The organism is Paludisphaera soli (genome assembly GCF_011064595.1).
Classification (GTDB): domain Bacteria; phylum Planctomycetota; class Planctomycetia; order Isosphaerales; family Isosphaeraceae; genus Paludisphaera; species Paludisphaera soli.
In genome coordinates this window covers 37,190-59,745 of sequence record NZ_JAALJI010000017.1, presented here as the reverse complement: position 1 = coordinate 59,745, position 22,556 = coordinate 37,190, and the positions used below count along the sequence as shown (strand labels likewise).

20 protein-coding genes are annotated in these 22,556 nt (G+C 71.6%); 11 read left to right on the top strand and 9 right to left on the bottom strand.

What is annotated here, in order from left to right:
• Positions 1-105 precede the first annotated feature (105 nt).
• A complete protein-coding gene (locus G6O68_RS20095) occupies positions 106-1,326 on the top strand; it encodes a C45 family autoproteolytic acyltransferase/hydolase (RefSeq protein WP_165250429.1) in 1,221 nt (406 codons plus the stop codon).
• Positions 1,323-1,739: a hypothetical protein gene (locus G6O68_RS20090; RefSeq protein ID WP_206108160.1), complete on the top strand. Its 417-nt coding sequence runs from the start codon at positions 1,323-1,325 to the stop codon at positions 1,737-1,739. Before G6O68_RS20095 ends, G6O68_RS20090 begins: the two co-directional genes overlap by 4 nt.
• Positions 1,740-1,847: 108 nt before the next feature.
• Here the strand turns inward: G6O68_RS20090 and G6O68_RS20085 are convergent, their stop codons facing one another.
• Positions 1,848-2,174, bottom strand: coding sequence for a hypothetical protein (locus G6O68_RS20085; protein ID WP_165250391.1), 327 nt, complete (start codon positions 2,172-2,174; stop codon positions 1,848-1,850).
• A 406-nt stretch (positions 2,175-2,580) separates the two neighbouring features.
• On the opposite strand from G6O68_RS20085, the gene G6O68_RS20080 reads away from it, so the two are divergent.
• Positions 2,581-4,251 carry a serine/threonine-protein kinase gene (locus G6O68_RS20080; RefSeq protein WP_165250428.1) on the top strand — a complete coding sequence of 557 codons (1,671 nt, stop codon included), beginning with the start codon at positions 2,581-2,583 and terminating at the stop codon, positions 4,249-4,251.
• 6 nt (positions 4,252-4,257) lie between these two features.
• On the opposite strand, the gene G6O68_RS20075 is transcribed toward G6O68_RS20080, so the two are convergent.
• Both G6O68_RS20075 and G6O68_RS20070 read right to left on the bottom strand, forming a co-directional pair.
• A complete protein-coding gene (locus G6O68_RS20075; RefSeq protein ID WP_165250427.1) occupies positions 4,258-6,681 on the bottom strand; it encodes a DUF4132 domain-containing protein in 2,424 nt (807 codons plus the stop codon).
• 43 nt (positions 6,682-6,724) lie between these two features.
• Positions 6,725-7,150, bottom strand: coding sequence for a DoxX family protein (locus G6O68_RS20070; RefSeq protein WP_165250426.1), 426 nt, complete (start codon positions 7,148-7,150; stop codon positions 6,725-6,727).
• A 311-nt stretch (positions 7,151-7,461) separates the two neighbouring features.
• On the opposite strand from G6O68_RS20070, the gene gltX reads away from it, so the two are divergent.
• The 8 genes from gltX (at position 7,462) to G6O68_RS20030 (ending at position 16,500) form a co-directional block, all read left to right on the top strand.
• On the top strand, positions 7,462-8,949 hold the full coding sequence (gene gltX, locus G6O68_RS20065; RefSeq protein WP_165250425.1) for a glutamate--tRNA ligase: 1,488 nt from the start codon (positions 7,462-7,464) through the stop codon (positions 8,947-8,949).
• A gap of 729 nt (positions 8,950-9,678) precedes the next feature.
• Positions 9,679-10,650, top strand: a complete 972-nt coding sequence (locus G6O68_RS20060; RefSeq protein WP_165250424.1) for a carbohydrate kinase family protein — start codon at positions 9,679-9,681, stop codon at positions 10,648-10,650.
• Between the two features lie 65 nt (positions 10,651-10,715).
• Positions 10,716-11,444 carry a leucyl/phenylalanyl-tRNA--protein transferase gene (aat, locus tag G6O68_RS20055; protein ID WP_165250423.1) on the top strand — a complete coding sequence of 243 codons (729 nt, stop codon included), beginning with the start codon at positions 10,716-10,718 and terminating at the stop codon, positions 11,442-11,444.
• A gap of 65 nt (positions 11,445-11,509) precedes the next feature.
• The gene (locus G6O68_RS20050; protein WP_165250422.1) at positions 11,510-12,664 is read left to right on the top strand and encodes a Gfo/Idh/MocA family protein; all 1,155 of its coding nucleotides are present in this window, start codon (positions 11,510-11,512) and stop codon (positions 12,662-12,664) included.
• A gap of 187 nt (positions 12,665-12,851) precedes the next feature.
• Complete coding sequence (locus G6O68_RS20045) at positions 12,852-13,118, top strand: hypothetical protein (RefSeq protein WP_165250421.1); 267 nt, start codon at positions 12,852-12,854, stop codon at positions 13,116-13,118.
• A 183-nt stretch (positions 13,119-13,301) separates the two neighbouring features.
• On the top strand, positions 13,302-14,468 hold the full coding sequence (locus tag G6O68_RS20040; RefSeq protein ID WP_165250420.1) for a dihydrodipicolinate synthase family protein: 1,167 nt from the start codon (positions 13,302-13,304) through the stop codon (positions 14,466-14,468).
• A 2-nt stretch (positions 14,469-14,470) separates the two neighbouring features.
• Complete coding sequence (locus G6O68_RS20035) at positions 14,471-15,304, top strand: sugar phosphate isomerase/epimerase family protein (RefSeq protein WP_165250514.1); 834 nt, start codon at positions 14,471-14,473, stop codon at positions 15,302-15,304.
• 413 nt (positions 15,305-15,717) lie between these two features.
• Entirely contained in the window at positions 15,718-16,500 is a 783-nt protein-coding gene (locus tag G6O68_RS20030; protein WP_165250419.1) for an FkbM family methyltransferase, read from the top strand.
• A gap of 165 nt (positions 16,501-16,665) precedes the next feature.
• Here G6O68_RS20030 and G6O68_RS20025 read toward each other — a convergent pair whose 3' ends face one another.
• From G6O68_RS20025 to G6O68_RS20000, 6 genes are all read right to left on the bottom strand, one after another.
• Complete coding sequence (locus G6O68_RS20025) at positions 16,666-17,229, bottom strand: hypothetical protein (protein ID WP_165250418.1); 564 nt, start codon at positions 17,227-17,229, stop codon at positions 16,666-16,668.
• A gap of 33 nt (positions 17,230-17,262) precedes the next feature.
• On the bottom strand, positions 17,263-18,216 hold the full coding sequence (gene hemC / locus G6O68_RS20020) for a hydroxymethylbilane synthase (RefSeq protein ID WP_165250417.1): 954 nt from the start codon (positions 18,214-18,216) through the stop codon (positions 17,263-17,265).
• Between the two features lie 316 nt (positions 18,217-18,532).
• The gene (locus G6O68_RS20015; RefSeq protein ID WP_240911401.1) at positions 18,533-19,315 is read right to left on the bottom strand and encodes a ComF family protein; all 783 of its coding nucleotides are present in this window, start codon (positions 19,313-19,315) and stop codon (positions 18,533-18,535) included.
• Between the two features lies 1 nt (position 19,316).
• Positions 19,317-19,991, bottom strand: coding sequence for an RNA polymerase sigma factor (locus G6O68_RS20010; RefSeq protein WP_240911400.1), 675 nt, complete (start codon positions 19,989-19,991; stop codon positions 19,317-19,319).
• Between the two features lie 58 nt (positions 19,992-20,049).
• On the bottom strand, positions 20,050-21,189 hold the full coding sequence (gene rlmN / locus G6O68_RS20005) for a 23S rRNA (adenine(2503)-C(2))-methyltransferase RlmN (RefSeq protein WP_165250416.1): 1,140 nt from the start codon (positions 21,187-21,189) through the stop codon (positions 20,050-20,052).
• 112 nt (positions 21,190-21,301) lie between these two features.
• Positions 21,302-22,483, bottom strand: coding sequence for a GAF domain-containing sensor histidine kinase (locus G6O68_RS20000; protein WP_165250415.1), 1,182 nt, complete (start codon positions 22,481-22,483; stop codon positions 21,302-21,304).
• Between the last annotated feature and the right edge of the window lie 73 nt (positions 22,484-22,556).

The following is a 22,556-nucleotide window of genomic DNA, read 5'->3' as shown; positions in this document are numbered from 1 at the left end:
AACGCCCCGACGCATCAAGTACAGTGGAATCCGCCCACGTCGATCCGCCTTCGCGTCGGTCCGTCGCCTTTCCCCTTCGCCGTACGAGACGAAAGGACGCCCCGCATGACCGCCCGGCCTACCCGACTCGCCTTGCTGTCCGGCCTGATGCTGGCCCTGTCGCTGTCCACGGCCCTCGCCGGGACGAAGACGATCGCCCGCTGCGGCGAGGGGTTCCTGGAGGAAGTCGACGGCTACCGCGTCCTGCACGTCAAGGGGACGCCCTATGAGATGGGCTTCCAGCAGGGGGCCCTGCTCCGCGAGGACATCCGCGAGAACATCCGCTACCTGTTCGAGGTGAAGGGGAAGGAGCTGAAGATCGAGGTCGCCGGGCTGAACCTGCTGGACCCCAAGCGGGTGATCGCCGGGATCGTCGGCCAGCAGCGCAAGCACGTCCCGGATCGCTTCTTCGAGGAGATGCGGGGCGTCGCCGACGGCGCGGGGCTTGACCCGCAGGACGTGGTCGTCGCCAACTTCATCCCCGAGCTGTTCCACTGCTCGGGCTTCGCCCTGGGGCGGTCGACGACGAAGGACGGCCGGGTCTATCACGGCCGGGTGCTGGACTACGGCTGCGACTGGAAGCTGCAGGAGCACGCGATCCTGACCGTCGCCGAGCCGGAGGGGCGGACGCCGTTCGTGAACGTGACCTACGCCGGGTTCGTCGGCTCGGTGACCGGCATGAACGCCGAGAAGGTGTCGATCGGCGAGATGGGGGGCAAGGGCCTGGGCCGCTGGGACGGCGTGCCGATGTCGTTCCTGATGCGCATGGTGCTGGAGGACGCGAAGTCGCTGGACGACGCCGTGGCGATCTTCCGCGACAACCCCCGGACCTGCGAGTACTACTTCGTGGTCGCCGACGGCGAGACCGGCGAGGCGGTCGGCATGGAGGCCTCGTGGGACGTCTTCAGCGTGATCGCCATGGGCGAGTCGCACCCCAAGCTCCCCGAGGCGATCGCCGACGCCGTGGTGCTCTCGGCGGGCGACCGCTACGCGGAGCTGGCCCGCCGCGTGAAGGCGGGCGCGGGCCGGTTCGACGCCGACTCGGCGCGGAAGCTGATGGACCGCCCGGTCGCCATGAAGTCGAACCTGCACAACGTCCTGTTCGAGACCGACACCGGCCGGTTCTGGGTGGCCAACGCCGACGAGGCCGGCAACCCGGCCGCCGACCAGCCGTACCACGCGTTCGACCTGCCGGGCCTGCTGGCGAGCCGCCCCGACGAGTCGGCGGCGACCCTCGACGCCCCGCGACGGGCCGCGCGGGCCGAGGGGCCCGCGGCGGTGCGATGACCCCGCCGGGCCAGCGCGACTACGGCTCGATCCGGCTCTCGCGGCACGCGCTGGAGCGGTTCGTCGAGCGGTTCGGCGCCGGGCCCGACGAGGCCGAGCCCCTGCTCCGCCAGGCGCTCGGCCGCACCCGCCGGCTGGGCCGGAATCCGGCCAACGGCGCGATCGCGGTCCTGGCCCTCTCGCGGGGCAAGACGCTCGTCGCCGTGCTCCAGGACGGGGCCTGCCTGACCGTCCTGACCTGGAACCAGTTCGAGCCCCGGCTCCCCGACTTCGGCCGCCCCAAGGTCCCCCGCAAGTGGGGCCGCACCCTCGCCCGCCTCGCCGCCCCGATCGAGGGGCCGGGCCGGAACGAAGAGGGGCCGAGGCCGAAGCCCGAAGGCGAGGCCGAGGGCGAGGACGGGGCCGAAGACTGACGGCGCGGGGCCGAGGGCCCGCCGGCCGCCTCCCCCCCGCTCCGGGGGGAGACCGAGGGCCGACTTCGTCGTCGACGGCCGGGGGCCTGCTCGGGTCCGTGCGGGCGGTCAGTCGGCCAGCCGCTCCTCGGCGGGCTTCTCGTAGCCGAGGCTCTGGAGGACCTCCAGGACCTCGCTCCAGGTGGGGAACATCCGGCCGCTGCGCTGCTTGTAGGCGTTCATGGCGAGCATGAACTCCATCTCGGCCTCGGAGTAGTCGCGTTCGCAGGTGGTGGGGTCGACGAACCGCCTCCGGCCGCTGGCGTGGCGGGCCAGGGCGGCGCGGCTGGCCTGCTCGCTGGCGCGTCGATTCAGCCATTCGGCGGGCTCGGCCGGGGGGGAGACGGCGTGGGCGGGCGAGGGCGGGTTCGCTTCCGTGGTCTTCGCCTTCGCCATGATGGGGGTCCTCGTCGTCTTCCCGAGCGGGGCCGCCTGCGATCGTCCGGTCGCCTCGTACATCCTAGGTGCTCCTCAGGGATCCCTTGTCGCGGGCTGGCCGCCGCGGGGGTCCGCCGACCGTCGTCGTGGCCTGCGATCATCGCCCATGGGCGTCGCGTGGCGTTTCGGCCTCGCGACGTCCCCCGCGGCCTTCATCCTGGAACCTACGACGCCGCGCCGACGAACCCGGACAACCGGACCGCATTTTTCGGCGCCCCCGCCGTTTCGGGCGACTTCCGGACTTTTCCGCGAGGGGGCGTCACGAGGGGGCGGGGGCGCCGTAAGGGTTGATTGGTTCGCCGCCGATTTCGACCCGGACCTCACGGACGACCCGACCTCCCCCATCCCGGTCAGGACACGACACATGCCGGAACTCGACGCCGAGACCCTCGTGGGGCAGCTCCCGCTCATCGGCCTGCTCTCCCGCGACCAGTATCGCGAGGCCAAGGCCGAGGCCGAGGACGGCTCGCCCGAGGCCGTCCTCCGCGCCTGCCTGCGCAAGGGGTGGATCACCAGCTGGCAGGTGGAGCGGCTGAAGAAGGGGGACGCCTCGCACTTCTTCTTCGGGCCCTACCGGGCGCTCTTCCACCTGGCCGAGGGGACCTTCGCGCGGGTCTATCGGGGCGAGCGGTCCGGCACCGGCGAGCCGATCGCGATCAAGGTCCTGCGGGGCCGGTTCGCGGCCCTGCCCGAGGCGGTGGAGTCGTTCCACAAGGAGGCCGAGGCCGGCATGCGGCTGAAGCACGACAACATCGTGCACATCCTGGATTCGGGCCGCCAGGAAGACAAGCATTACATGGCGATGGAGTACGTCGAGGGGATGAACCTCCGCGAGTTCCTCCGCCTCCGGGGCCGGCTGAAGGGGGACGAGGCCCTCCCCCTGATGGTCGGCCTGGCCGAGGGCCTGGAGTACTCGCACGAGCACGGCGTGACCCACCGCGACATCAAGGCCACCAACATCCTGATCGCCAACTCCGGCGTCGCCAAGCTCGTGGACTTCGGCCTGGCCACCATCCAGGCCGAGTCCGGCCAGGCGATGAAGAGCCAGCGCACCGTCGACTACTCGGCCCTGGAGCGCTCCTGCGGCAGCCCCAAGGGGGACCCCCGGTCCGACGTCTTCTTCCTCGGCTGCGTCTTCTACAACATGCTCACCGGCCAGGTCCCGCTGGAGGACTCCGAGAGCAAGGACCCGCTCAAGAAGATGCTCAAGCGGTCGTTCGGCGGCATCCGCCCCCTGAGCGAGCACCCCTACGCCCCCGACCCGGGCCTGAGCCGGATCGTCGAGAAGATGATGAAGATGGACGTCAAGGCCCGCTACCAGGCCATGGCCGAGGTCGCCGCCGACCTGCAGGCCTATCAGGAGGCCCGCAAGGGGGGGGCCTCGACCGCCGCGCCGAAGTCCGACGACGAGCTGGAACTCGACCTGGAGCTGGGCTCCTCGATCTTCCAGAACCCGTTCCTCAGCCACAGCAACGACCCCGACGCCGCGCCGTCGGCCGAGGAGGCCCTGGCGCTCGACCTCTCGACCTTCGAAGCCAACGTCGGGTCGGGCGACGCCGACTCGCTGGGCGAACTCCTGGGCTTCGCCCCCGAGCCGACCCCCGAGGCCGAGCCCGAACCCGAGCCGGCCCCCCCTCCGGAGGCGGCCCCGGCGGTCGTCCCCCACACCCTGCTCTGCGTCGAGTCCCAGGCCGAGATCCAGGACGCCCTGCGCAAGAACCTGACCCGCAAGGGCTACCGCGTGCTCCTGATCGCCGACGCCGAACGCGCCGCCGACCGCTACCGCGAAGGGCCCACCGAGGCCGTGATCTTCGACCTCGACGGCCAGGGGCCCGGCGCCCTCCGCCACCTGGCCGACATGCGCGCCAAGGCCGAGGAAGACGGCGTCCCCTTCCGCGTCCTGGTCCTCCTCGGCCCCCGCCAGGGCGCCCTCGAGGCCAAGCTGCCCCCCGCCGACAAGCAGGTCGTCCTCTCCAAGCCCGTGAAGCTCAAGGACGTCCAGGAAGCCCTCGCCGAGCTGGCCCCGATCGCCTGAACCGCCTCACCCCCGGCGGATCTGGCTGGTGATGGTCGAGTCGCTGATCTTGCGGTCGTCGGCGAGCATCAGGGCCTTGCTGAGGATGATCGAGAGCGTCGCGTCCCCCTCGAAGGGGAGGAAGACGCCGTCGCCCGTCGGCTCGCCCCCGCGCTTCGGGACGATGCAGAGGTACTGGTCGTTCGGCTCCATCAGGATGTTGCCGCTCCCCAGGTGGATCTTGTACGTCCGCAGATCGCCGCGCACCACCAGAAACCTGTCGGCGAACGAGCAGCGGGGGGCGATCTTCAGGCGCGGGATCAGGCGTTCGAGCACCGCCTTGCGGGTCCTGCCGTTGGCCGAGAGGTCGCCGAAGCTGTAGCTTTGCCAGTAGTCGACGAACCGGCCCTCGGGGCCGCCGTCGGCCCAGCTGGGGTCGTTGCCCACGCTCGCCACGCCGACGAAGAGGTCGACGTCGCGGAAGACCTCGCTCAGCACCAAAGGCGGGATCCGGTCGAGGGGGATCGGCTGGGCTCGCTCCCCGGCGTCCAGGTCGTAGAAGCGGACCTGGTCGGCGGCGAGGTGGAGGAAGACGCCGGACGCGGCCAGGTCGCCCGTGGGGTCGACCCAGAACTCGGCGCGGAGGTTCCATTCGGGGATCGCGAGGCGGGTCGGCGGCTGGTCCACGTCGGCGTTCACCCGCAGGCGGTCGGCCCAGCCCCTGTCCTCGGCGAGCGCGTGGAACTGGTGCTGCCGGAGGACGTGGGCGGCGAACCGGTTGGAGTAGACGCGGGTGGCCCGCTCGGCGTCGGTCAGGACGTAGACCTCGCGGTGCGCCTGCTTGAACGGCTGGCGGACCCGGTGGCGGTCGAACCGGTCGCGCCAGGCCGTCACCTCGTTGACGGGGCGGTCGATCGGGTGCCAGAGCGCGACCTTCGTCGCCTCGCCGAGCCCCTCCAGCGGCGCGTCGTCGACGCCGATGATCCGGTCGTCGAGCCAGGCGCCGGCGACGGCCCGGCCGTCGGCGTCGAACGTCCAGATCAGGCGGCGGGCGATCGCGCCGACGAGGGGGTGGTCGAGGACGTGCTCCCGCCAGGCCGGGAAGTTCCAGGTGCGCCGGGCCAGGTAAGACGCCTCGAGCCTCTGGCGGTGGGCGGCGAGCAGGGCGCCGGCCTCCTTCGCCTCGGCGCGGAGCGCCCGGAGCCGGTCGCCGTGCTCCTGCTTGACGATCGCGGGGACGGACTTGATCGCCTTGCCCCCCTTGCTCCAGCGCAGGGAGGCGTGGGGGCCGTCGACGGCCAGCTCGGCGACGTGTTCGCCCAGGGTCTCGCGGCGGACCCCGTCGACCAGCCCGAAGGTGGGGACGGCCCGGTCCTCGACCTCGTCGCGGGCGAGGCCGTTGCGGGCCGCGATGGCCGCCAGGGCCTTGTCGAGGGCCTTCCGCGGCGTGGCGCCCTTGAGCTTCTTGCGGAGGACGGCGAGCAGGGCGGCCGCCTCCAGGCCGGGCGTCATCCCGAGCGCGACGGCGGCCGCGTTGCCCAGGGCGATGGACCTCGGCCCGAACCCGGGGAGCTTCCGGAACGACGACTCCGCCAGCGCCGCGAGCGCCCGCGTCACCTCGGCGTCGGCCCCGACGGCGGCGCACCAGGCGAGCCCCTTGAGCAGGTCGACGTGGGGCGGGATGGGGATCTGCTGATGGGCCTCGGGGGCCCAGTCCTCGGTCGCCCAGCGATGCCTGGCGGGGATCTTCCCCGTCCGGGGTCGGTCGACCAGCGGGGCCCAGGCCAGGAACCTCGCCCGGAATTCGTCGCGGCCCACGGCGTCGACCAGGGGGGCCGCCGCCTTGAGCCAGCGGGCCGTCGGCTTCCCGCCGCCGGCCCCGGCCTCCTGGCACGAGGCGAACAGCGCCCGCCAGGCGGCGCGACGGGCCGGCTCCATCGCCTCCAGGTCGGCGATCGCCGCGTCGGACCAGGCCTCGCCGGGGATGAGCTTCATCGCGTCGTCCTCCCTCATCAGGGCCGCGAGCCGCTCGTCGAGGCGATCGCTCGCCTTGCGGTCGCGGCCGTCCCACGCCGGTCGCGACGCCAGGCGGTCGCGCAGGGCCCGCAGGGCGGCCGTCAAGTCGTCGTCGAGCGGGGCCGCCTCGGCCCGGCGTCCCAGCGGGCCCAGGGCGAGGACCGCCATGCCGGGCCAGTCGGAGTGCCCCGCCTCGGTCGTCGCCAGCCACCGCAGCAGGGCGAGCAGCGTGGCGTCCGGGAGGGCGGGGGCCCGCCGCAGCTCCGTGCGGAGCGGCTCCCAGAGGGGTCCCCGCCCCCGCATCAGGTTGAACGCGTATTCGGGCGTGCCCACGGCCGGGCCGGGGGCCGACCGGGCGTCGACCTCGGCCAGCTCCCGGACGAGCCGGGCCACCGTCTCGCCGGGATCGTCCCGGGCCTTCCTCGCCTTCGCCATGCTCGACGACTCCCCGGCGGTCGGGCTCCTTCGGCCCCCTGGTTCAGCGGGCGGCCTCCAGGGCGGGCTCGACCGTCGTCGCGGTTCGCGCGAACGGCACGCCGGGGAGCCGGCGGCTCGCGGGGCGGAGGGCCCACGAGGCCATGACGACGGCGGCGATGACGAGCGGGATGACGGCCTTCGCCGTCGGGTCGCCGACGGCGGCGTGGGAGGCCGACGCGCCGGTGAGGTCGAAGATCATGCCGGCGTAGGCCCACTCCTTCAGCAAGGGCGTCCCGGGGGCCAGGACGACGAGGCCGCCGAGCACCTTCCAGACGCCAAGGATGAGCAGGAAGTAGGCGGGGTAGCCGAGTTCGGCCATGCCCTTCACGACCTCGGCGGGGCGGATCAGGTCGGCCGCGCCGCCGGCCAGGAACACGAAGGCGGTGATCCCGGTCGCCGCCCAATAGGCGATCTTGCGCTTGTCCATCGCGTGCTCAAGCTCCCTGAGGTCGGCCGGCGCCTCGGATCGGATCGGAGCGATCGACGAGCGGGCCCGGCGCCCCCGGAGGGTAATCGGCGCAGGCTGAAAAATCCAAAGGGAATGTCGAAGGGCGGGATTTCCACCGCGAGGCCGCCGCCGCCGGGGGGCGACGGCGGCCGTTGACAGCCGGGGGCGGAGATCCTATCGTTGACCCCAATTCGTTCGCGTCCAAGCCGTTCGAGCGATCGTCGGGGCCGAGGGAGCGCCGCGGCGGCCGCCTCGCCGTCCCGTGGCCTCCCATCGATCGATCGAGACTCATGAGCGTACGCACCCGATTCGCGCCCAGTCCCACCGGCCACCTGCACATCGGCGGCGTCCGCACGGCGCTCTTCAACTGGCTGCTCGCCCGGAAGCACGGCGGCCAGTTCATCCTCCGGATCGACGACACCGACCAGGAGCGGCACGTCGACGAGGCGGTGCAGAAGATCCTCGACGGCTTCCGCTGGCTGGGCCTGAACTGGGACGAAGGGCCCGAGGTCGGCGGCCCCTGCGGGCCGTACTACCAGTCGCAGCGCCAGGACCGCTACCGGGCCGCGATCGACAAGCTGGTCGCCGACGGCAAGGTCTACCGCGACTACAGCACCGACGCCGAGCGCAACGTCGACCGCGACGCCGCCAAGAAGGACAAGCGGGCCTACCGCTTCCGGCGGATCGAGTACTCCGACGCCGACCTCGCCCGGTTCGAAGCCGAGGGCCGGCCGTACGCCCTGCGGTTCGAGGTGCCGTCCGGCCGGACGCTCGTCCTGAACGACCTGGTCAAGGGGGAGGTCACGTTCGCCACCGACGAGATCGGCGACTTCGTGATCGTCCGGCCCGGCGGCCAGCCGCTGTACAACTTCGCCAGCGTGGTCGACGACGTGGATATGAAGATCACCCACGTCGTCCGCGCCGAGGAGCACCTGTCGAACACCTTCCCGCAGATCCTCGTCCTGGAGGCCCTGGGGGCCGAGGCCCCGGCCTTCGCACACATCCCGTACGTGGCCGAGCCGGGCTCGCACGCGAAGATGTCCAAGCGGAAGACCGAGGAATATGAGAAGCGCGGGGTGCTGGTCTTCCTCCACCAGTACGTCCAGAAGGGCTACCTGCCGGACGCCCTGGTGAACTACCTCTCGCGGCTGGGCTGGAGCTACGACGACTCCCAGGAGCTGTTCAAGCGGGCCGAGCTGATCGAGAAGTTCTCGCTCGAACGCGTCAACAGCTCGCCCGCCAGCCTCGACCCGGACAAGCTGTTCTGGATCGAGGGGGAGTGGATGAAGGAGACGCCCCTGGCCGACAAGGTCGCCGGCGCCCTGCCGTTCCTCGTCGCCGAGGGGCTGGCCTCCGACCCGCTCGACGACGCGACCCGGTCCAAGCTGGAGGCCGTGATCCTGGCCCTGGGCGACCGGATGAAGGTCTTCTCCGACGTGGTCAAGATGGGCCGCTTCTTCTTCGCCGACGAGGTCGCCTTCGACCCCGACGCGGTCAAGAAGCGGCTCCGCAAGCCGGGCGTCCCCGAGATGCTCCGCGAGCTGGACGCGCTTTTGGCCGAGACCGAGCCGTACGACCTGGCGACGCTGGAGAAGGCCGTCCACGACTACGCCGAGAAGACCGGCCGGAAGATGGGCGACGTGGTCAACCCCCTGCGGGTGGCGACCACCGGCCAGGGCGTGGGCCCGGGCCTCTACGACTGCCTCGTCCTCGTCGGCCGCGAAGCCTGCCGCGCCCGCATCGCCCAGGCGATCGCGATGCTCGAAGCGGGCGCCTGAGCCCGGGCCGCCGCCGATCCGCGCCCGCCTCGTGATGGAAGCGGACTTCGCAATCGTCCTTCCCCCCTGGCGGGGGAAGGTGGCCGGAGGCCGGATGAGGGGGAAGACGAACACGGAAGCCGCTCGGAGAAACAAGCGGTTCGCTACGCGGTTGGCGGCTCGCTTAGGAGGCGCACGAATGACCTGGAGAAACGACACCCCCAAAGAATAGGGAAGTGTTCGTATGGGGATGGAGTATAAGCTGCGGTTCACTTCCCCTGGCCTAGCGGTCGTCATCGAACTTCTCGAAAGTATGGCCGCCTTCCGTAGGTCAGCACACGACGACTGCACTTTTGAACTTCGAGACCAGGAAATCGGCGGCGGAATGCCAGATGCCTCGATGCAACTCGAACCGGACGGTGCCTACTTCTGTGTTTACGGCGGGTCGGGTAATCGTTACTTGGGTGAAGTGGTGACCCGTTTGGTCAGACGGTTCGGTGCGGTTACGGTTACGGAATTGGAGTAGTTCTCGCCGATCCGCGGCACCACTACAATCCATTAAATCATTCCCACCTGCTTCCTTGACCAGCCTTGATGATCCCCCTCATCCGGCCCTTCGGGCCACCTTCCCCCACTAGGGGGGAAGGAGAGAACGTTCGTCCGTTGATTCATCCGCCTTGATGGTCACCCTCATCCGGCCCTGCGGGCCGCCGACGCCCCGTCCCTCCAACCCCAGGATCTCCCCAGCTCATGCGGATCTTCGTCACCGGCTCGATCGCGTACGACTACATCATGGTCTTCCCCGGGAAGTTCCAGGACCACATCCTGGCCGACAAGGTCCACGTCCTGAGCGTGTCGTTCCTGGTCGACTCGCTGACCCGCCGTCGCGGCGGCACGGGGGCGAACATCGCCTACAACCTGGCCCTGCTGGGCGGGACGCCGACCCTGGTGGGGACGGTGGGCGAGGACTTCGAGGACTACCGCAAGCACCTGACGGCCCGGGGGGTGGACGACTCCGGCGTGAAGGTCATCAAGGACGAGCACACGGCCAGCTGCTTCGTCAACACGGACCTGGCGGACAACCAGATCATCGCGTTCTACCCCGGCGCGATGTCGAAGGCCTCGACGGTCTCGCCGAAGGACCTGGGCGCGACGGCCGACGACCTCGTGGTGATCGCCCCCAACGACCCGGCCGCGATGGGCCGCTACGCCGCCGAGTGCACGGTGGCCGGCGTCCCCTACCTGTACGACCCGTCGATGCAGCTGCCGCGGATGGACAAGGCCGAGCTGGAGGAGGGCCGCAAGGGGGCCAAGATCCTCGCCGGCAACGACTACGAGTTCGGCATGATGGCCGAGAAGCTGGGCGTGACCGAGGCCGAGCTGCGCAAGAGCGTGCCGATCACCGTGATGACCCTGGGCGAGAAGGGCGCGCTGATCACCGTCGAGGGGACGGAGTACGAGATCCCGCCGGCGAAGCCGGGGAAGGTCGTCGACCCCACCGGCGCCGGCGACGCGTTCCGCGGCGGGTTCGTGGCGGGGATGAGCCTGGGGCTGCCGTGGCCGGTGGTCGGCCGGATGGCCTCCTTGACGGCGGTCTATGCGATCGAGCATCCTGGACCGCAGGAACACGCGTATTCGCTCGACGAGTTCATCGCGCGGTACCGGGCGAACTTCGGCCCGGCCGAGGAGCTGGAAGCCCTGCGGGCCGCCGCCAAGGCCTGATCGGCCCGAGGCGAGGCCGCGAGGGGCGGCGCGATCGGACGCTCGGCGCATCGAGAGCAGGCTTCATGGCGCTCTACCGACTCGGCCCCGACCCGATCTTCCCGCCCCCCCACCTGGCCGAGCCGGAGGGGCTGCTGGCGATCGGCGGCGACCTGTCGGCCGACCGCCTGATCGCCGCCTACCGCCGCGGCGTCTTCCCCTGGTACGAGCCCGGCGGGCCGATCCTCTGGTGGTCGCCCGACCCGCGGCTCGTCCTCTTCCCGGCCGAGCTGCGGGTCTCGCGGCGGCTCCGCCGGACCCTCCGCTCGGGCCGGTTCGAGATCCGCCGCGACACCGCCTTCGCCCGGGTCGTCCGCGCCTGCGCCGAGACCCCGCGCGACCACGAGGACGGCACCTGGATCACCCCCGAGATGCAGGCCGCCTACGCCCGCCTGCACGAGCTGGGCGTCGCCCGCAGCGTCGAGGCCTGGCGCGACGGCGAGCTGGTGGGGGGCGTCTACGGCGTGCTCGCCGGCCGCTGCTTCTCCGGCGAGTCCATGTTCCACACCGAGACCGACGCCTCCAAGGCGGCCCTCGTCGCGCTGGTCGAGCGCCTGGAGGCCGAGGGGGTGGAGATGCTCGACTGCCAGGTCAAGAGCGAGCACCTCCTCCGCTTCGGCGCCCGCGAGATCCCCCGCGACGAGTTCCTCGCGCGGCTCGAACGCGGCTTCCGCGACGACCCCCAGGCCCCCCGCCCCCCCGCCCGCCGCGCGGCCTCCGCCTTCGCCCGCGCGCTCTCGGGCGAGCGGCCCTGAACGGAGCCGGGCCGCCTCGCATCCACGGACCGAAACCCCGCCGACGAAGAGGACGTAGCACCAAGATGGCAGAGCATCGCATCGGCGTCGTCATGCACGGCGTGACCGGCCGGATGGGCATGAACCAGCACCTGATCCGCTCGATCGCCGCCATCCGCGACCAGGGGGGCGTGGCCCTGGCGGACGGCGACCGGCTCGTGCCCGACCCCTTGCTCGTGGGCCGCGACGCCGAGAAGGTCGCGGCGCTGGCCCGCCGGGTCGGCGTGCCGCGCTGGTCGACCGACCTGGACGCGGCCCTGGCCGACCCCAACGACGCGGTCTTCTTCGACGCCGCGACCACCCAGGGCCGGCCCGGGGTCCTCCGCCGCGCCATCGCCGCCGGCAAGCACGTCTACTGCGAGAAGCCGGTCGCGACCGACCTGGCCTCGGCCCTCGACCTCGTCCGCGAGGCCCGCGCCGCGGGGGTCAAGCACGGCGTCGTCCAGGACAAGCTCTGGCTGCCGGGCGTCCGCAAGCTCAAGCAACTGCGCGACGCCGGGTTCTTCGGCCGCATGCTCTCCGTCCGCGGCGAGTTTGGCTACTGGGTCTTCGAGGGAGACCTGCAGCCCGCCCAACGCCCTTCGTGGAACTACCGGGCCGAGGACGGCGGCGGCATCATCCTCGACATGCTCTGCCACTGGCGCTACCTGATCGACCACGTCTTCGGGCCCGTCAAGAGCGTCTCGTGCCTGGGCGCGACCCACATCCCCGAGCGTTGGGACGAGCGCGGGGAGCGCTACGACGCCACGGCCGACGACGCCGCCTACGCCACGTTCGAGCTGGCGAACGGCGTGATCGTCCACATCAACAGCTCGTGGACCGTTCGGGTCCGCCGCGACGACCTGCTGACGTTGCAGGTCGACGGCGTGCTCGGCTCGGCCGTCGCCGGCCTGACCGACTGCCGGACCCAGTCGCGCGTGAACACCCCCAAGCCCGTCTGGAACCCCGACGTCCGCAACACCCACGACTTCCTGGCCGACTGGGCCCTCGTCCCCGACACGGTCCCCTACGACAACGCCTTCAAGGCCCAGTGGGAGCTGTTCCTCAAGCACGTCCACGGCGAGGGCGACTTCCCCTGGAACCTCGTCGAAGGCGCCAAGGGGGTCCAACTCGTCGAGTTGGGCCTGCAATCCTGGCGCGAACGGCGATGGGTCGACGTGCCGGAGCTGGAGGACGTATAAGTGAACTCCCCTTCTCCCCTTGAGGGAGAAGGTGCCCCGCATGGGCGGATGAGGGGTCGACGCACCAAGAAGCTCTGGGAAATCAGGCCGAGCTTCCGGTGCCGTCCGATCGAGAGTAGGAACCTGGCGGGACGAAGGAACGCGGATCAGGACCGCTCTGAATAAGGGTCGGAAAGCGAGGCCCGAAATGGCGATGACCTCGGAAGGCTTCCTTCGACGGCTGCGTTCGGGCAAGTCCGTGAACTGCATCTACCAAGAAGGCGGGCAATCGGGGCTGATCTCAGCGTGGGCCCACGATGGGGCCTTCGTCCTGACGTGGGAAGCGTGCCAGGACGGGCGACAGTTCGATGAGCATGCCTATACTCGGGACGAGCGGCACCGATTCCTGACGGCGGAGGAGGTGCTGGCGTTCGTGGAACATGGCGGCCATCCGGCGTCGACTTTCGGACCTTGAAGATCGACGGGAGTCGCACGCATTTTCCACAATCATCGCGGCCTGTGCGAAGAGGACCGATCTCGAAGATCCGACGGCCTACGTGCTCCTCCGCCCTCGTCCGGCCTGCGGCCACCTTCTCCCACGAGGGGGGAAGGACGATTCGCCACGCCCGATCGTTCGACCCTGGTACGAGGATCCTCGATGCCCCGCGTCAACCTGCCGATCGCCGACGGATCGGTCGAAGCCTATGAAACCAAGGGCGTCCGCTCCTGGACCCCTCCCGCGAAGCCCGCCTTCAACCGCGTCGCCTTCTCGGCGGCGCACGTCGTGGCCGACGCCCGCAGCCCCGTCGACCCCTGGGTCGGCGCGGCGATCGACTGGGACGCGACGCTCCGGTATCGCGAGCACCTGCTCTCCCTCGGCCTGGGCGTGGCCGAGGCCATGGACACCGCCCAGCGCGGGATGGGGCTGGACTGGCCGACGGCCCTGGAGCTCATCAAGCGGACGGTCGAGATGGCGAAGGGACGGCCGGGGGGGCTCGTCGCCTCGGGCGTGGGGACCGACCAGCTCGCCCCGCGTCCCGGCCTGACGACGGCCGACGTGATCGCCGCGTACGAGGAGCAGGCGGCGGCCGTCGAGGGGGTCGGCGGTCGGATCATCCTCATGGCCAGCCGCGCGCTGGCCGCCGCCGCGCGGTCGCCCGAGGACTATGAGCACGCCTATGGGGCCATCCTGTCCCAGGTCCGCGAGCCCGTCATCCTCCACTGGCTCGGCCCCATGTTCGACCCGGCGCTGGCCGGCTACTGGGGCTCCGAGGACCTCGACGAGGCGATGGACGTCTGCCTGCGGATCATCCACGCCCACGCGCCGAAGGTCGACGGGATCAAAATCTCCCTGCTCGACAAGGACAAGGAGATCGCCATGCGTCGCCGCCTTCCCGAAGGCGTGAAGATGTACACGGGCGACGACTTCCACTACCCGGAGCTGATCGAGGGGGACGACCGGGGGTTCTCGCACGCCCTGCTGGGGATTTTCGACGCGATCGCGCCGGCGGCCTCGGCCGCGCTCCAGGCGCTGGGGGCGGGGAACGCGGCCGAGTACCGTCGGATCCTGGCGCCGACCGTGCCCCTCTCGCGGCACGTCTTCGCGGCGCCCACGCGGTTCTACAAGTCGGGCGTGGTCTTCCTGACCTGGCTGAACGGCTGGCAGAGCCACTTCGTCATGGTCGGCGGCCAGCAGAGCGCCCGCAGCGCCCTGCACTACGCCGAGCTGTTCCGCCTGGCCGACGCCGCCGGCCTGCTCGACGACCCCGACCGCGCGGCCTCGCGGATGCGGGCCTTCCTGACGGTCCAGGGGATCGACCAGTGAACATCGCCGCCCCCGACTCCGGCCGGCTCTCGATCAACACGGCGACCGTCCGGGCCCTCTGGGGCCTGGGAGAAATCCTCGACGGCTGCGCGCGGCACGGCATCCGGGGGGTCTCCCCCTGGCGCGACCAGGTTCAGGCGATGGGCCTACAAGAGGCCGCGGCGAAGGTCCGCGAGCACGGCTTCACCGTGACGGGCTACTGTCGCGGCGGCATGTTCCCGGGGGCGACGCCGGCCGAGCGGCTGGCCGCGCGCGACGACAACCGGCGGGCGGTCGACGAGGCGCTGGCGCTCGGCGCGCGGTGCCTCGTTCTGGTCGTCGGCGGGCTGCCGAAGGGGTCGAAGGACCTCGCCGGCGCGCGGGGGCAGGTCCGCGACGGGATCGGCGAGCTGCTCGATTACGCCCGCCCGCGCGGGATGCCGCTGGCGATCGAGCCCTTGCACCCGATGTACGCCGCCGACCGCGCGTGCGTCAACACGACGGCCCAGGCCAACGACCTCTGCGACGAGCTGGGGGACGACGGCCTGGGGATCGCGCTGGACGTCTACCACGTCTGGTGGGACCCGGACCTCCCCGCCCAGGTCGCCCGCGCCGGCCGGAAGCGGCTGCTGGCCTTCCACGTCTGCGACTGGCTCGTCCCCACCCGCGACCTGCTGCTCGACCGCGGCATGATGGGCGACGGCGTCATCGACGTCCGCGCCCTCCGCGCCGCCGTCGAGGCCCAGGGCTACGACGGCTTCCACGAGGTCGAGATCTTCTCCGCCGAGGACTGGTGGAAACGCCCCCCCGACGAGGTCCTGCGCACCTGCCTCGAACGCCACCAGGCCTGCTGCTGAGATCCGCCGGGACGCCCTTCCCCCCCCGGCGGCCATCGGGATCATGCGTCCCCCAGCCGGCGCCCCCCGCCGCAGCGGGCGATCGTCCTCGTCGCGGCGAGGGCGGGCCGAAGGCCGTGGATCGATCCAGGCCGAACAGCGAGGTGGAGCGAAGGCCGGGCGATCACGCGGGGGCTTCCAGGGTCGATCAGCCGGCCCCCTCACGCGATCAGGTCGGGATCTCGGTGACGTCGCGTCGAGCGGGATACGCCCCCCCCGATCTCGGTCTGCGGTCATCGAAAAATCTCCGCGCGTCGATTTGATGCGACAACCCCTTGATTCCATTCTCTCCTGAATTTACCCTCATCAAACTTGTCTGCCAAAGCGTTCCGCTTTGAGCGAGTCCCCTCGATTATCGCCGGACACCCAACACAATGCTGCCTCACATCTCGGATAAGATCCGGCAGATCTCGTCCTTCTTCATCCATTCCAGCACGCCGATCGCGCTGTCGATGGACGCCTTGAGGCTGAAGCGCACCGGCTTCGTCGCCGTGTCCAGGGACGGCCTCAAGCTGGCGATCAGGCCGAGCGTCGGCGAGAGCTTCACCTTCTACGAGAATCTGGTCCGTCGCGATTACCTGGGCGGCGAGATCGCGCTGAAGCCCGGCGACACCGTCGTGGACATCGGCGCGAACATCGGCACGTTTTCGATACTCGCGGCCTCCGTCGCCGGGCCGAGCGGGCGGGTCATCGCCTGCGAACCCGTCCCCGAGACTTTCGAGAGGTTGAAAGCGAACGTGGCGCTGAACGGCCTGGACAACGTCGAATGCCGATGCCAGGCCGTCGATGCGGCGGATGGGATCCTGGAGCTGATGGTGTCCCGCAAATCGGCCCTGTCCACGGCGCACATGGGGAACCGCGACGGCGTCGATCAGGTCTCTCTGGCGATCCCTTGCGTTTCGCTGGAGACGCTGATGGCGGAGAGCCGGATCGACCGGATCCATCTCCTGAAGGTCGACTGCGAGGGGAGCGAGTACGGCATCTTCCAGTCGCTCTCGCCGGAGATCGCGGACCGGATCGATCAGATCGCCATGGAGATCCATCCGGTCCCGGGCCGAGGTCCGGCGGATCTCAAGGCGAACCTGGAGGCCCTGGGGTTCGACGTCGAGTGCGGCTACACGTGGTTCGCCTACAATCGAAAGCGGCGGACCGCCTGAGGGCGAGGGGCCGGACCCGCCCCACGGCCCTCGCCTCGAACAAGTCGCGGACGTCCTCGCGGGGCGAGGCCCCTCGCGCTGCAAGCCCGTCGCATCAAGGCGTCCCCTCGACGTGCGGCGCGAGTCGGGCGGCGAGGCGCGGAGTCCGAACGAATCGTCGGGGCGTCAGCCTCGCCCTTCGAGGGCCTCCCAGGTCGCGTCGAGGCCGGCCGCGCGGAAGGCTTCCTCACGCGCGTCGCAGCGGGACGGGTGGGCCTCCACGTCGGGCCTGCGGCGGAGCTGCCGGGCCAGGAAGTCCGGCAGGTCTCGCCCCTCCGCGTAGATCTCCCAGCACGCCCCGTCGGTGTACCTCATCCAGACCGACGCATGACGCCGAATGACCTCGTCGGCTTCGTTCCAGGGGGCCGCGGTGTAGAGGGCCGCGACCGCAGGAGGGTCGTGCCGGTCGGGGTCGACGCCCCACATCTCGATGGATTCCTCGCTGAAGCGGTCGGCGTAGCGGGAGAGGGACCCGGGGCTCCAGAGCTGGAGGCTCGTCATGGAGCCCCCGTCGAAGTCCATCATCGCCGCGTGATCGTCTCGGAAATCCGCCGGCTCGCCCCACCAGGGTCGATCCCGGAAGCACCAGGCCAGGCGGTCGAGGTTCCCGCGGATCGGCTTGAAGTACTTCCAGAAAGAAGGGTCGCGCGTCGCGGGTTCGCCGGTCGATTTGATCAGGAGTCCGTCCATCGGGCTATTGTATCCGGAATGTCGAGGGCCGGCTCAGCGGCCGGCCCGGAAGGCGTCGAGGATGGCGTCGGCGCCCTGGGCGCGGAGGGCTTCGGCGGCGCGGAGGCCGAGGGCGTCTGGGTCGTCGGCGGGGCCTTCGAGGGAGGTGCCGACGCGGGTGCGGCCGTCGGGGTCGAAGACGGCGGCGTCGAGGAGGAGTCGGCCTTCGGGCGAGGTCCGGCCCCAGGCGGCCATCGGGATCATGCAGCCCCCCTCCAGCTCGGCCAGGGCCCGGCGCTCGGCGACGACGGCGCGGTGGGAGTTCGGCTCGTCCAGCAGGCCCAGCAGGGCGAGGGTGGCCGGGTCGTCGCGGCGGCACTCGATCCCCAGGGCCCCCTGCCCCACGGCGGGGAGCACCGCGGGGGGCTCCAGCCGCTGGGTGACGCGGTCGTGCAGGCCCAGCCGGTGCAGGCCGGCCCAGGCGAGGATCACGGCGTCGAGCTTGCCGTCGAGCGCCAGGTTCATCCGGGTCTCGACGTTCCCGCGCACGGCCGAGACGATCAGGTCGGGCCGGGCGTGGAGGACCTGGGCCCGGCGGCGGTGCGAGCCCGTGCCGACGTGCGCCCCGGGGGGGAGCGCCTCCAGGGTCTGGTGCGTCGGGGCGATCAGGGCGTCGGCCACGTCCTCGCGGCCCGGCACGGCGCCCAGGACGAGTTCCTCGGGGCCGAACGTCGGGAGGTCCTTGAGGCTGTGCACGGCGACGTCGACCGCGCCGTCGAGCACGGCGCGCTGGATCTCCTTGGTGAACAGCCCGGTGCCGCCGATGGCCGACAGCGGCGAGTTGCGGTCGCGGTCGCCGTGGGTCCTGATCTCGATCAGCTCGACGACGAGGCCGGGGCGGCGCTCGCGCAGGGCGGCGGCCACCCACTCGGCCTGCCAGCGCGCCAGGCGGCTCCCTCGGGTGCCGATTCGGATGCGGTCGGGGGTGGTCGGGGAGGGCGAGGTCATGGCGGCGAGACTCGGGTCAAAAGAAGAGGGGGCGAGCTCAAGGACTATTCCTGAAAGTCACAAGGCGGGCCTTTCGACGCCTTCCCCCCCTGGCGGGGGAAGGCAGACCCCGCAGGGGTCGGATGGGGGGGGGACGCTCGCGGGGAGCTTTGGATTTCGCAGCCCCGCCTGCGCGGCCGACGGCCTCGGGATGCCTTGCTGAAACTCCGAGGGCCTTCTCGCTCGCCCCCCCCCTCATCCGGCCCTTCGGGCCACCTTCCCCCGCCAGGGGGGAAGGCCGTCGTCCGGGTCGAACGTCATCTTCTGCAATAGCTTCTCATTTCTCCCGCGAGACGACGACGGCCACGACGCGGCGGGCTCCGGCCCGTTTCAGGGCGCGGGCGGCCGAGCCGAGGGTGGCACCGGTGGTCAGCACGTCGTCGACGAGGAGGACGGTGCGGCCCTTCAGGTCGACGCCCCGTCGGGCGGCGAACGCCCCCCGGAGCGCCAGGGCGCGGGCCTGCCGGCCCCGGCCGACGAGGTGGGGCGTGGGCTTGACCCGCCGCAGGGCGTCGCGGGCCTCGCGGCCGGTCGCCTCGGCCAGCGCGTGGGCCAGGGCCTCGGCCTGATTGTATCGCTTCCCCAGCCGCCGGAGCCAGTGCTGGGGGATCGGCACGACCGGCGCGTCGGCGGGGATCGCGTCCAGGGCCTCGCGGCGGGCCTCGACCATCAGGGACGCCAACGCCGGGGCCAGGAACGCCCCGCGCTCGCGCTTCAGCCCCAGGACGAAGTCGCGCCAGGGGGCCTCGTGCGGGCCCAGGGCGACGGCGGCGTCGAACCCCAGGGGGCGGCGGCGGCACCCGGAGCAGCCCCCCCGCAGGTCGGCGAACGGCCCCACGGGGGACGCGCAGCGCGGGCAGGAGGCCGCCCGGTAGGTCGCGGCCAGGCCCAACAGCCCGGCGCGGCAGGGCTCGCAGAAGGGGGCGGCGAGCCCCGGCCCGGCCTCGTCGCAGAGCAGGCAACGCCAGGGGAAGAGGAGGTCCCCCAGGGCCTTCCCGGCGGCCCGGCAGGCGAAGGCGAGCCTCGCGGGGCCGAGGCCGAGGCGGCCGGCGATCGTCACGTCAGCCCCCCGCGGCGCGGGGCCGGGAAGACGGCGGGGGGGGGGGCGGGGCCGCGTCCAGCTCCAGGTAGGGCTCCAGCCGCTCGCGAAGCTCGTTGCGGGCCCGCGCCAGGAGCGACTTCACCGCGGCCGGCGATCGGTTCATCACCTGGGCGATCTCGGCGTAGCTCATCTCCTCGAACTTGTTCAGGAGGACGGCCATCTTCTGGTCCTCGTTCAGGACCTGCAAGGCGTCGCGGACGATCTCGGACAGCTCGACCTTGCGCATCTGGGCCGAGGCGGTCGTCTCGCGGCCGGGCACGCCGTAGGCGGGGCTCTCCGCCCGCGAATCGTCGGGCGCCGAGCCGAGCGAGCCGGCCGGCTTCCGCCCCCTGGTCCGCGCGTGGTTCATCGCCAGGTTGTTGGCGATCGTGAACAGCCAGGTGGAGAACTTCGCCTTGGGCCGGTACCCCCGGCGCGCCTTGTAGACCCGCAGGAAGACGTCCTGCGAGAGGTCCTCGGCCTCGTCCAGGTTGCCCACGATGTGGAAGAGGACGCCGACCAGCCGGTCCTGATACCGCGAGACCATCGCCTCGAACGCCCCGGGGACGTCGTCGCGGATCTGGAGCATCAGCCGGACGTCCGGGTCGCGCGCCTCCAGCTGGCGCTCCAGCGCGTCGAGTTCTCCACGGCTCACGGGCGCTCCTTTCAGCCTCGAACTCGGAGGTCGGTCCCGGCCGGCGTCGCCGCCCGCTTCACGACGGCCCGCCGATCGCGACGGGCTCGGTCTCGTCCCGGGCCCGGTCCTCGAACCGGCGGCGGAGCTGGCCGCAGGCCGCGTCGATCGACCGCCCCTTGGTGCGGCGGATGGTGAGCGACACGCCGTAGCTCTCCACGTCGGCGACGAACCGCCGGACGTCCTCCGGCTCGGGACGGCGGAACGGCAGGCCGGCGACTGGGTTGTACGGGATCAGGTTGACGTGCGACTTGCGGCCCTTCAAGAGCTTGCCCAGCGCCCGGGCGTGCTCGCGGCGGTCGTTCACGCCGCCGAGCAGCACGTATTCATAGGTCACCTGGCGGCCGGTGATCCGGAAGTAGTCGTCGGCGGCCTCCAGCACGGCGGCCAGGCCGATCTTCTCGTTCACCGGGACCAGCTCGTCGCGGAGCGCCTCGGTCGGCGCGTGCAGCGAGACGGCCAGGTGGTACTGGCGGTCCTGGGCCGCGAGCTTGCGGATCTTCTCGGGCAGGCCGACGGTCGAGATCGTCACCCGACGCTGGCTCATCCCCAGGCCGTCGGCCGGCGAGCAGACCCGGTCGAGCGCGACGAGCAGGGCGTCCAGGTTCGCCAGGCTCTCGCCCATCCCCATGACGACGATGTGCGAGACCGACTCCCCCGGCGGCAGCAGGTTCTGGGCCTGCAAGACCTGGTCGAAGATCTCGGCCGAGGTCAGGTTGCGCTCGACCCCCTTCAGGCCGCTGGCGCAGAAGACGCAGCCCATGCCGCAGCCGACCTGGGTGCTGATGCAGACGGTCCGCCGCGTCCCGCCGGGCTCGCCCATCAGGACGCACTCGATGTTGCGGCCGTCCCGGCAGCGGAGCAGGAGCTTGTCGGTGCCGTCGTCGGCGACGCCCCGGTAGGCCAGCTCGGTCGCGAACAGGGTCCACTCGGCGTCGAGCTTCTTGCGGAGGTCGAGCGGGACGTCGCTCATGTCGGCGAACGACCGCGCCCGGCGGTGCAGGGCCCACTGCTGGATCTGCTTGACGCGGTAGGGCTTGTGCCCGCTCGCCGCGACCCAGGCGCGCAGCTCGTCGGCCGACGCCGCGAACAGCGGACGCCTCGACGCGGCCTCGACCGCGACCCCGCCCTCGATCCCCACCGGCCCCTCGCCCTGCATGCGCGCCCCGATCGTCCCGTCGTGCCACCGCCCCGCACCCGGCTCCACGCCTCCATTGTAGGGCCTGGAGATCGCCCGGCCAAGTCGCGAATCCGGGGGCCGGCCGGGCCGGTCACGGCGGGTCGAGCGGCATCCGGAAGGTGAAGCGGGTCTCGCCCGCCGCCGACTCGACGTCCAGCCGGCCCCGGTGGGCGCGGGCGATCTCCGAGGCGATGTAGAGCCCCAGGCCGAGGCCCTGGCCGCCGGGGCTGGCGTCGCCCCGGGAGAAGGGCTGGAAGAGGCGGGCGAGGACCTCCGGCGGGATCGTCGGCCCCCGGTTCTCGACCGCGATCTCCAGGGCGTCGGCCGAGACCAGGGCCCGGACCCGGACCGGGCCGTCCGGGTCGCCGTGGGTGAGGGCGTTGCCCAGCAGGTTCGAGAGCATCTGCGCCAGCCGGCGGCCGTCGCAGAAGACGACCCGGTCGATCCGGATCTCGCGATCCACCGTGCGGCCCGGCCGGGCGGATTCCAGCTCGCGGACCACCTGCTCCAGCAGGCCGTCCAGGTTCGACTCGGGCTCGCGGTCGAAGGAGAGGCCGGCGCCGAGCCGGCCGCGGGCGAAGTCCAGCACGTCGTCGATCAGCCCGGTCATCCGCAGGACGCTCCGCTCGACCATCGCCAGCACCTTCTCCGACTCGGCCCCCTTCGGCAGCCGGCCCAGCAGGAGCAGGCCCGACCGGACCGCCCCCAGCGGGTTGCGCAGGTCGTGGCCCAGCACGGCGATGAACTGCTCGCGGAGCTGCGACGCCTCGCGCTCGTCCAGCAGGGCCTTCTCGCTGGCCGTCAGGCGGATCTGGGAGTCCAGGTGGAACGCGATCAACTCGGCGAACAGCCGGAACATCTCGACCGTCTCGGGCTTCTTCAAGGGCGCGGGGCTGGGGTCGATGGCGCAGAGCGTGCCGAAGAACCGGCCGTCGGCCAGGATGATGGGGACGGAGATGTAGCTCCGGAAGCCGTATATCCGGGGGACCGGGTGGCGGTCGTACCGCTCGTCGGCCTCGACGTCCTCGATCACGATCATCTCGCCGTGGCGCCGGACCTCGTCGCAGAGGGTCGATTCCAGGACCAGCTCGCCGCCGGGCGCCAGGCCGAACGCGATCTCGTCGCGGACCGCGCAGGCCAGCCAGCGAGACTCGGTCACGCGCGCGACGGCGGAGAAGCCCAGCCCGGTCGTGCGGCAGACGACCTCCAGGATGCGGGAGACGGCCTCGATCCGGCCGACGGCCCCGACTTCGTCTTCGATGATCTCTCTCATGGCGGGCGCCCGGCGCTCCTCACGATGCTCGCGTCGACGGCGCCCTCGCCGCCGCCCGGACATTCTACCGCCG

Excerpts from the sequence above, each read along its gene's own strand:
- gltX (WP_165250425.1), top strand. The coding sequence starts at position 7,462 with ATGAGCGTACGCACCCGATTCGCGCCCAGTCCCACCGGCCACCTGCAC.
- G6O68_RS20060 (WP_165250424.1), top strand. The coding sequence starts at position 9,679 with ATGCGGATCTTCGTCACCGGCTCGATCGCGTACGACTACATCATGGTC.
- aat (WP_165250423.1), top strand. The coding sequence starts at position 10,716 with ATGGCGCTCTACCGACTCGGCCCCGACCCGATCTTCCCGCCCCCCCAC.
- G6O68_RS20040 (WP_165250420.1), top strand. The coding sequence starts at position 13,302 with ATGCCCCGCGTCAACCTGCCGATCGCCGACGGATCGGTCGAAGCCTAT.
- G6O68_RS20025 (WP_165250418.1), bottom strand. The coding sequence starts at position 17,229 with ATGGACGGACTCCTGATCAAATCGACCGGCGAACCCGCGACGCGCGAC.
- G6O68_RS20000 (WP_165250415.1), bottom strand. The coding sequence starts at position 22,483 with ATGAGAGAGATCATCGAAGACGAAGTCGGGGCCGTCGGCCGGATCGAG.
- G6O68_RS20050 (WP_165250422.1), top strand. The coding sequence starts at position 11,510 with ATGGCAGAGCATCGCATCGGCGTCGTCATGCACGGCGTGACCGGCCGG.
- G6O68_RS20080 (WP_165250428.1), top strand. The coding sequence starts at position 2,581 with ATGCCGGAACTCGACGCCGAGACCCTCGTGGGGCAGCTCCCGCTCATC.
- hemC (WP_165250417.1), bottom strand. The coding sequence starts at position 18,216 with ATGACCTCGCCCTCCCCGACCACCCCCGACCGCATCCGAATCGGCACC.
- G6O68_RS20030 (WP_165250419.1), top strand. The coding sequence starts at position 15,718 with ATGCTGCCTCACATCTCGGATAAGATCCGGCAGATCTCGTCCTTCTTC.
- G6O68_RS20075 (WP_165250427.1), bottom strand. The coding sequence starts at position 6,681 with ATGGCGAAGGCGAGGAAGGCCCGGGACGATCCCGGCGAGACGGTGGCC.
- G6O68_RS20090 (WP_206108160.1), top strand. The coding sequence starts at position 1,323 with ATGACCCCGCCGGGCCAGCGCGACTACGGCTCGATCCGGCTCTCGCGG.
- G6O68_RS20085 (WP_165250391.1), bottom strand. The coding sequence starts at position 2,174 with ATGGCGAAGGCGAAGACCACGGAAGCGAACCCGCCCTCGCCCGCCCAC.
- rlmN (WP_165250416.1), bottom strand. The coding sequence starts at position 21,189 with ATGCAGGGCGAGGGGCCGGTGGGGATCGAGGGCGGGGTCGCGGTCGAG.
- G6O68_RS20095 (WP_165250429.1), top strand. The coding sequence starts at position 106 with ATGACCGCCCGGCCTACCCGACTCGCCTTGCTGTCCGGCCTGATGCTG.
- G6O68_RS20045 (WP_165250421.1), top strand. The coding sequence starts at position 12,852 with ATGGCGATGACCTCGGAAGGCTTCCTTCGACGGCTGCGTTCGGGCAAG.
- G6O68_RS20070 (WP_165250426.1), bottom strand. The coding sequence starts at position 7,150 with ATGGACAAGCGCAAGATCGCCTATTGGGCGGCGACCGGGATCACCGCC.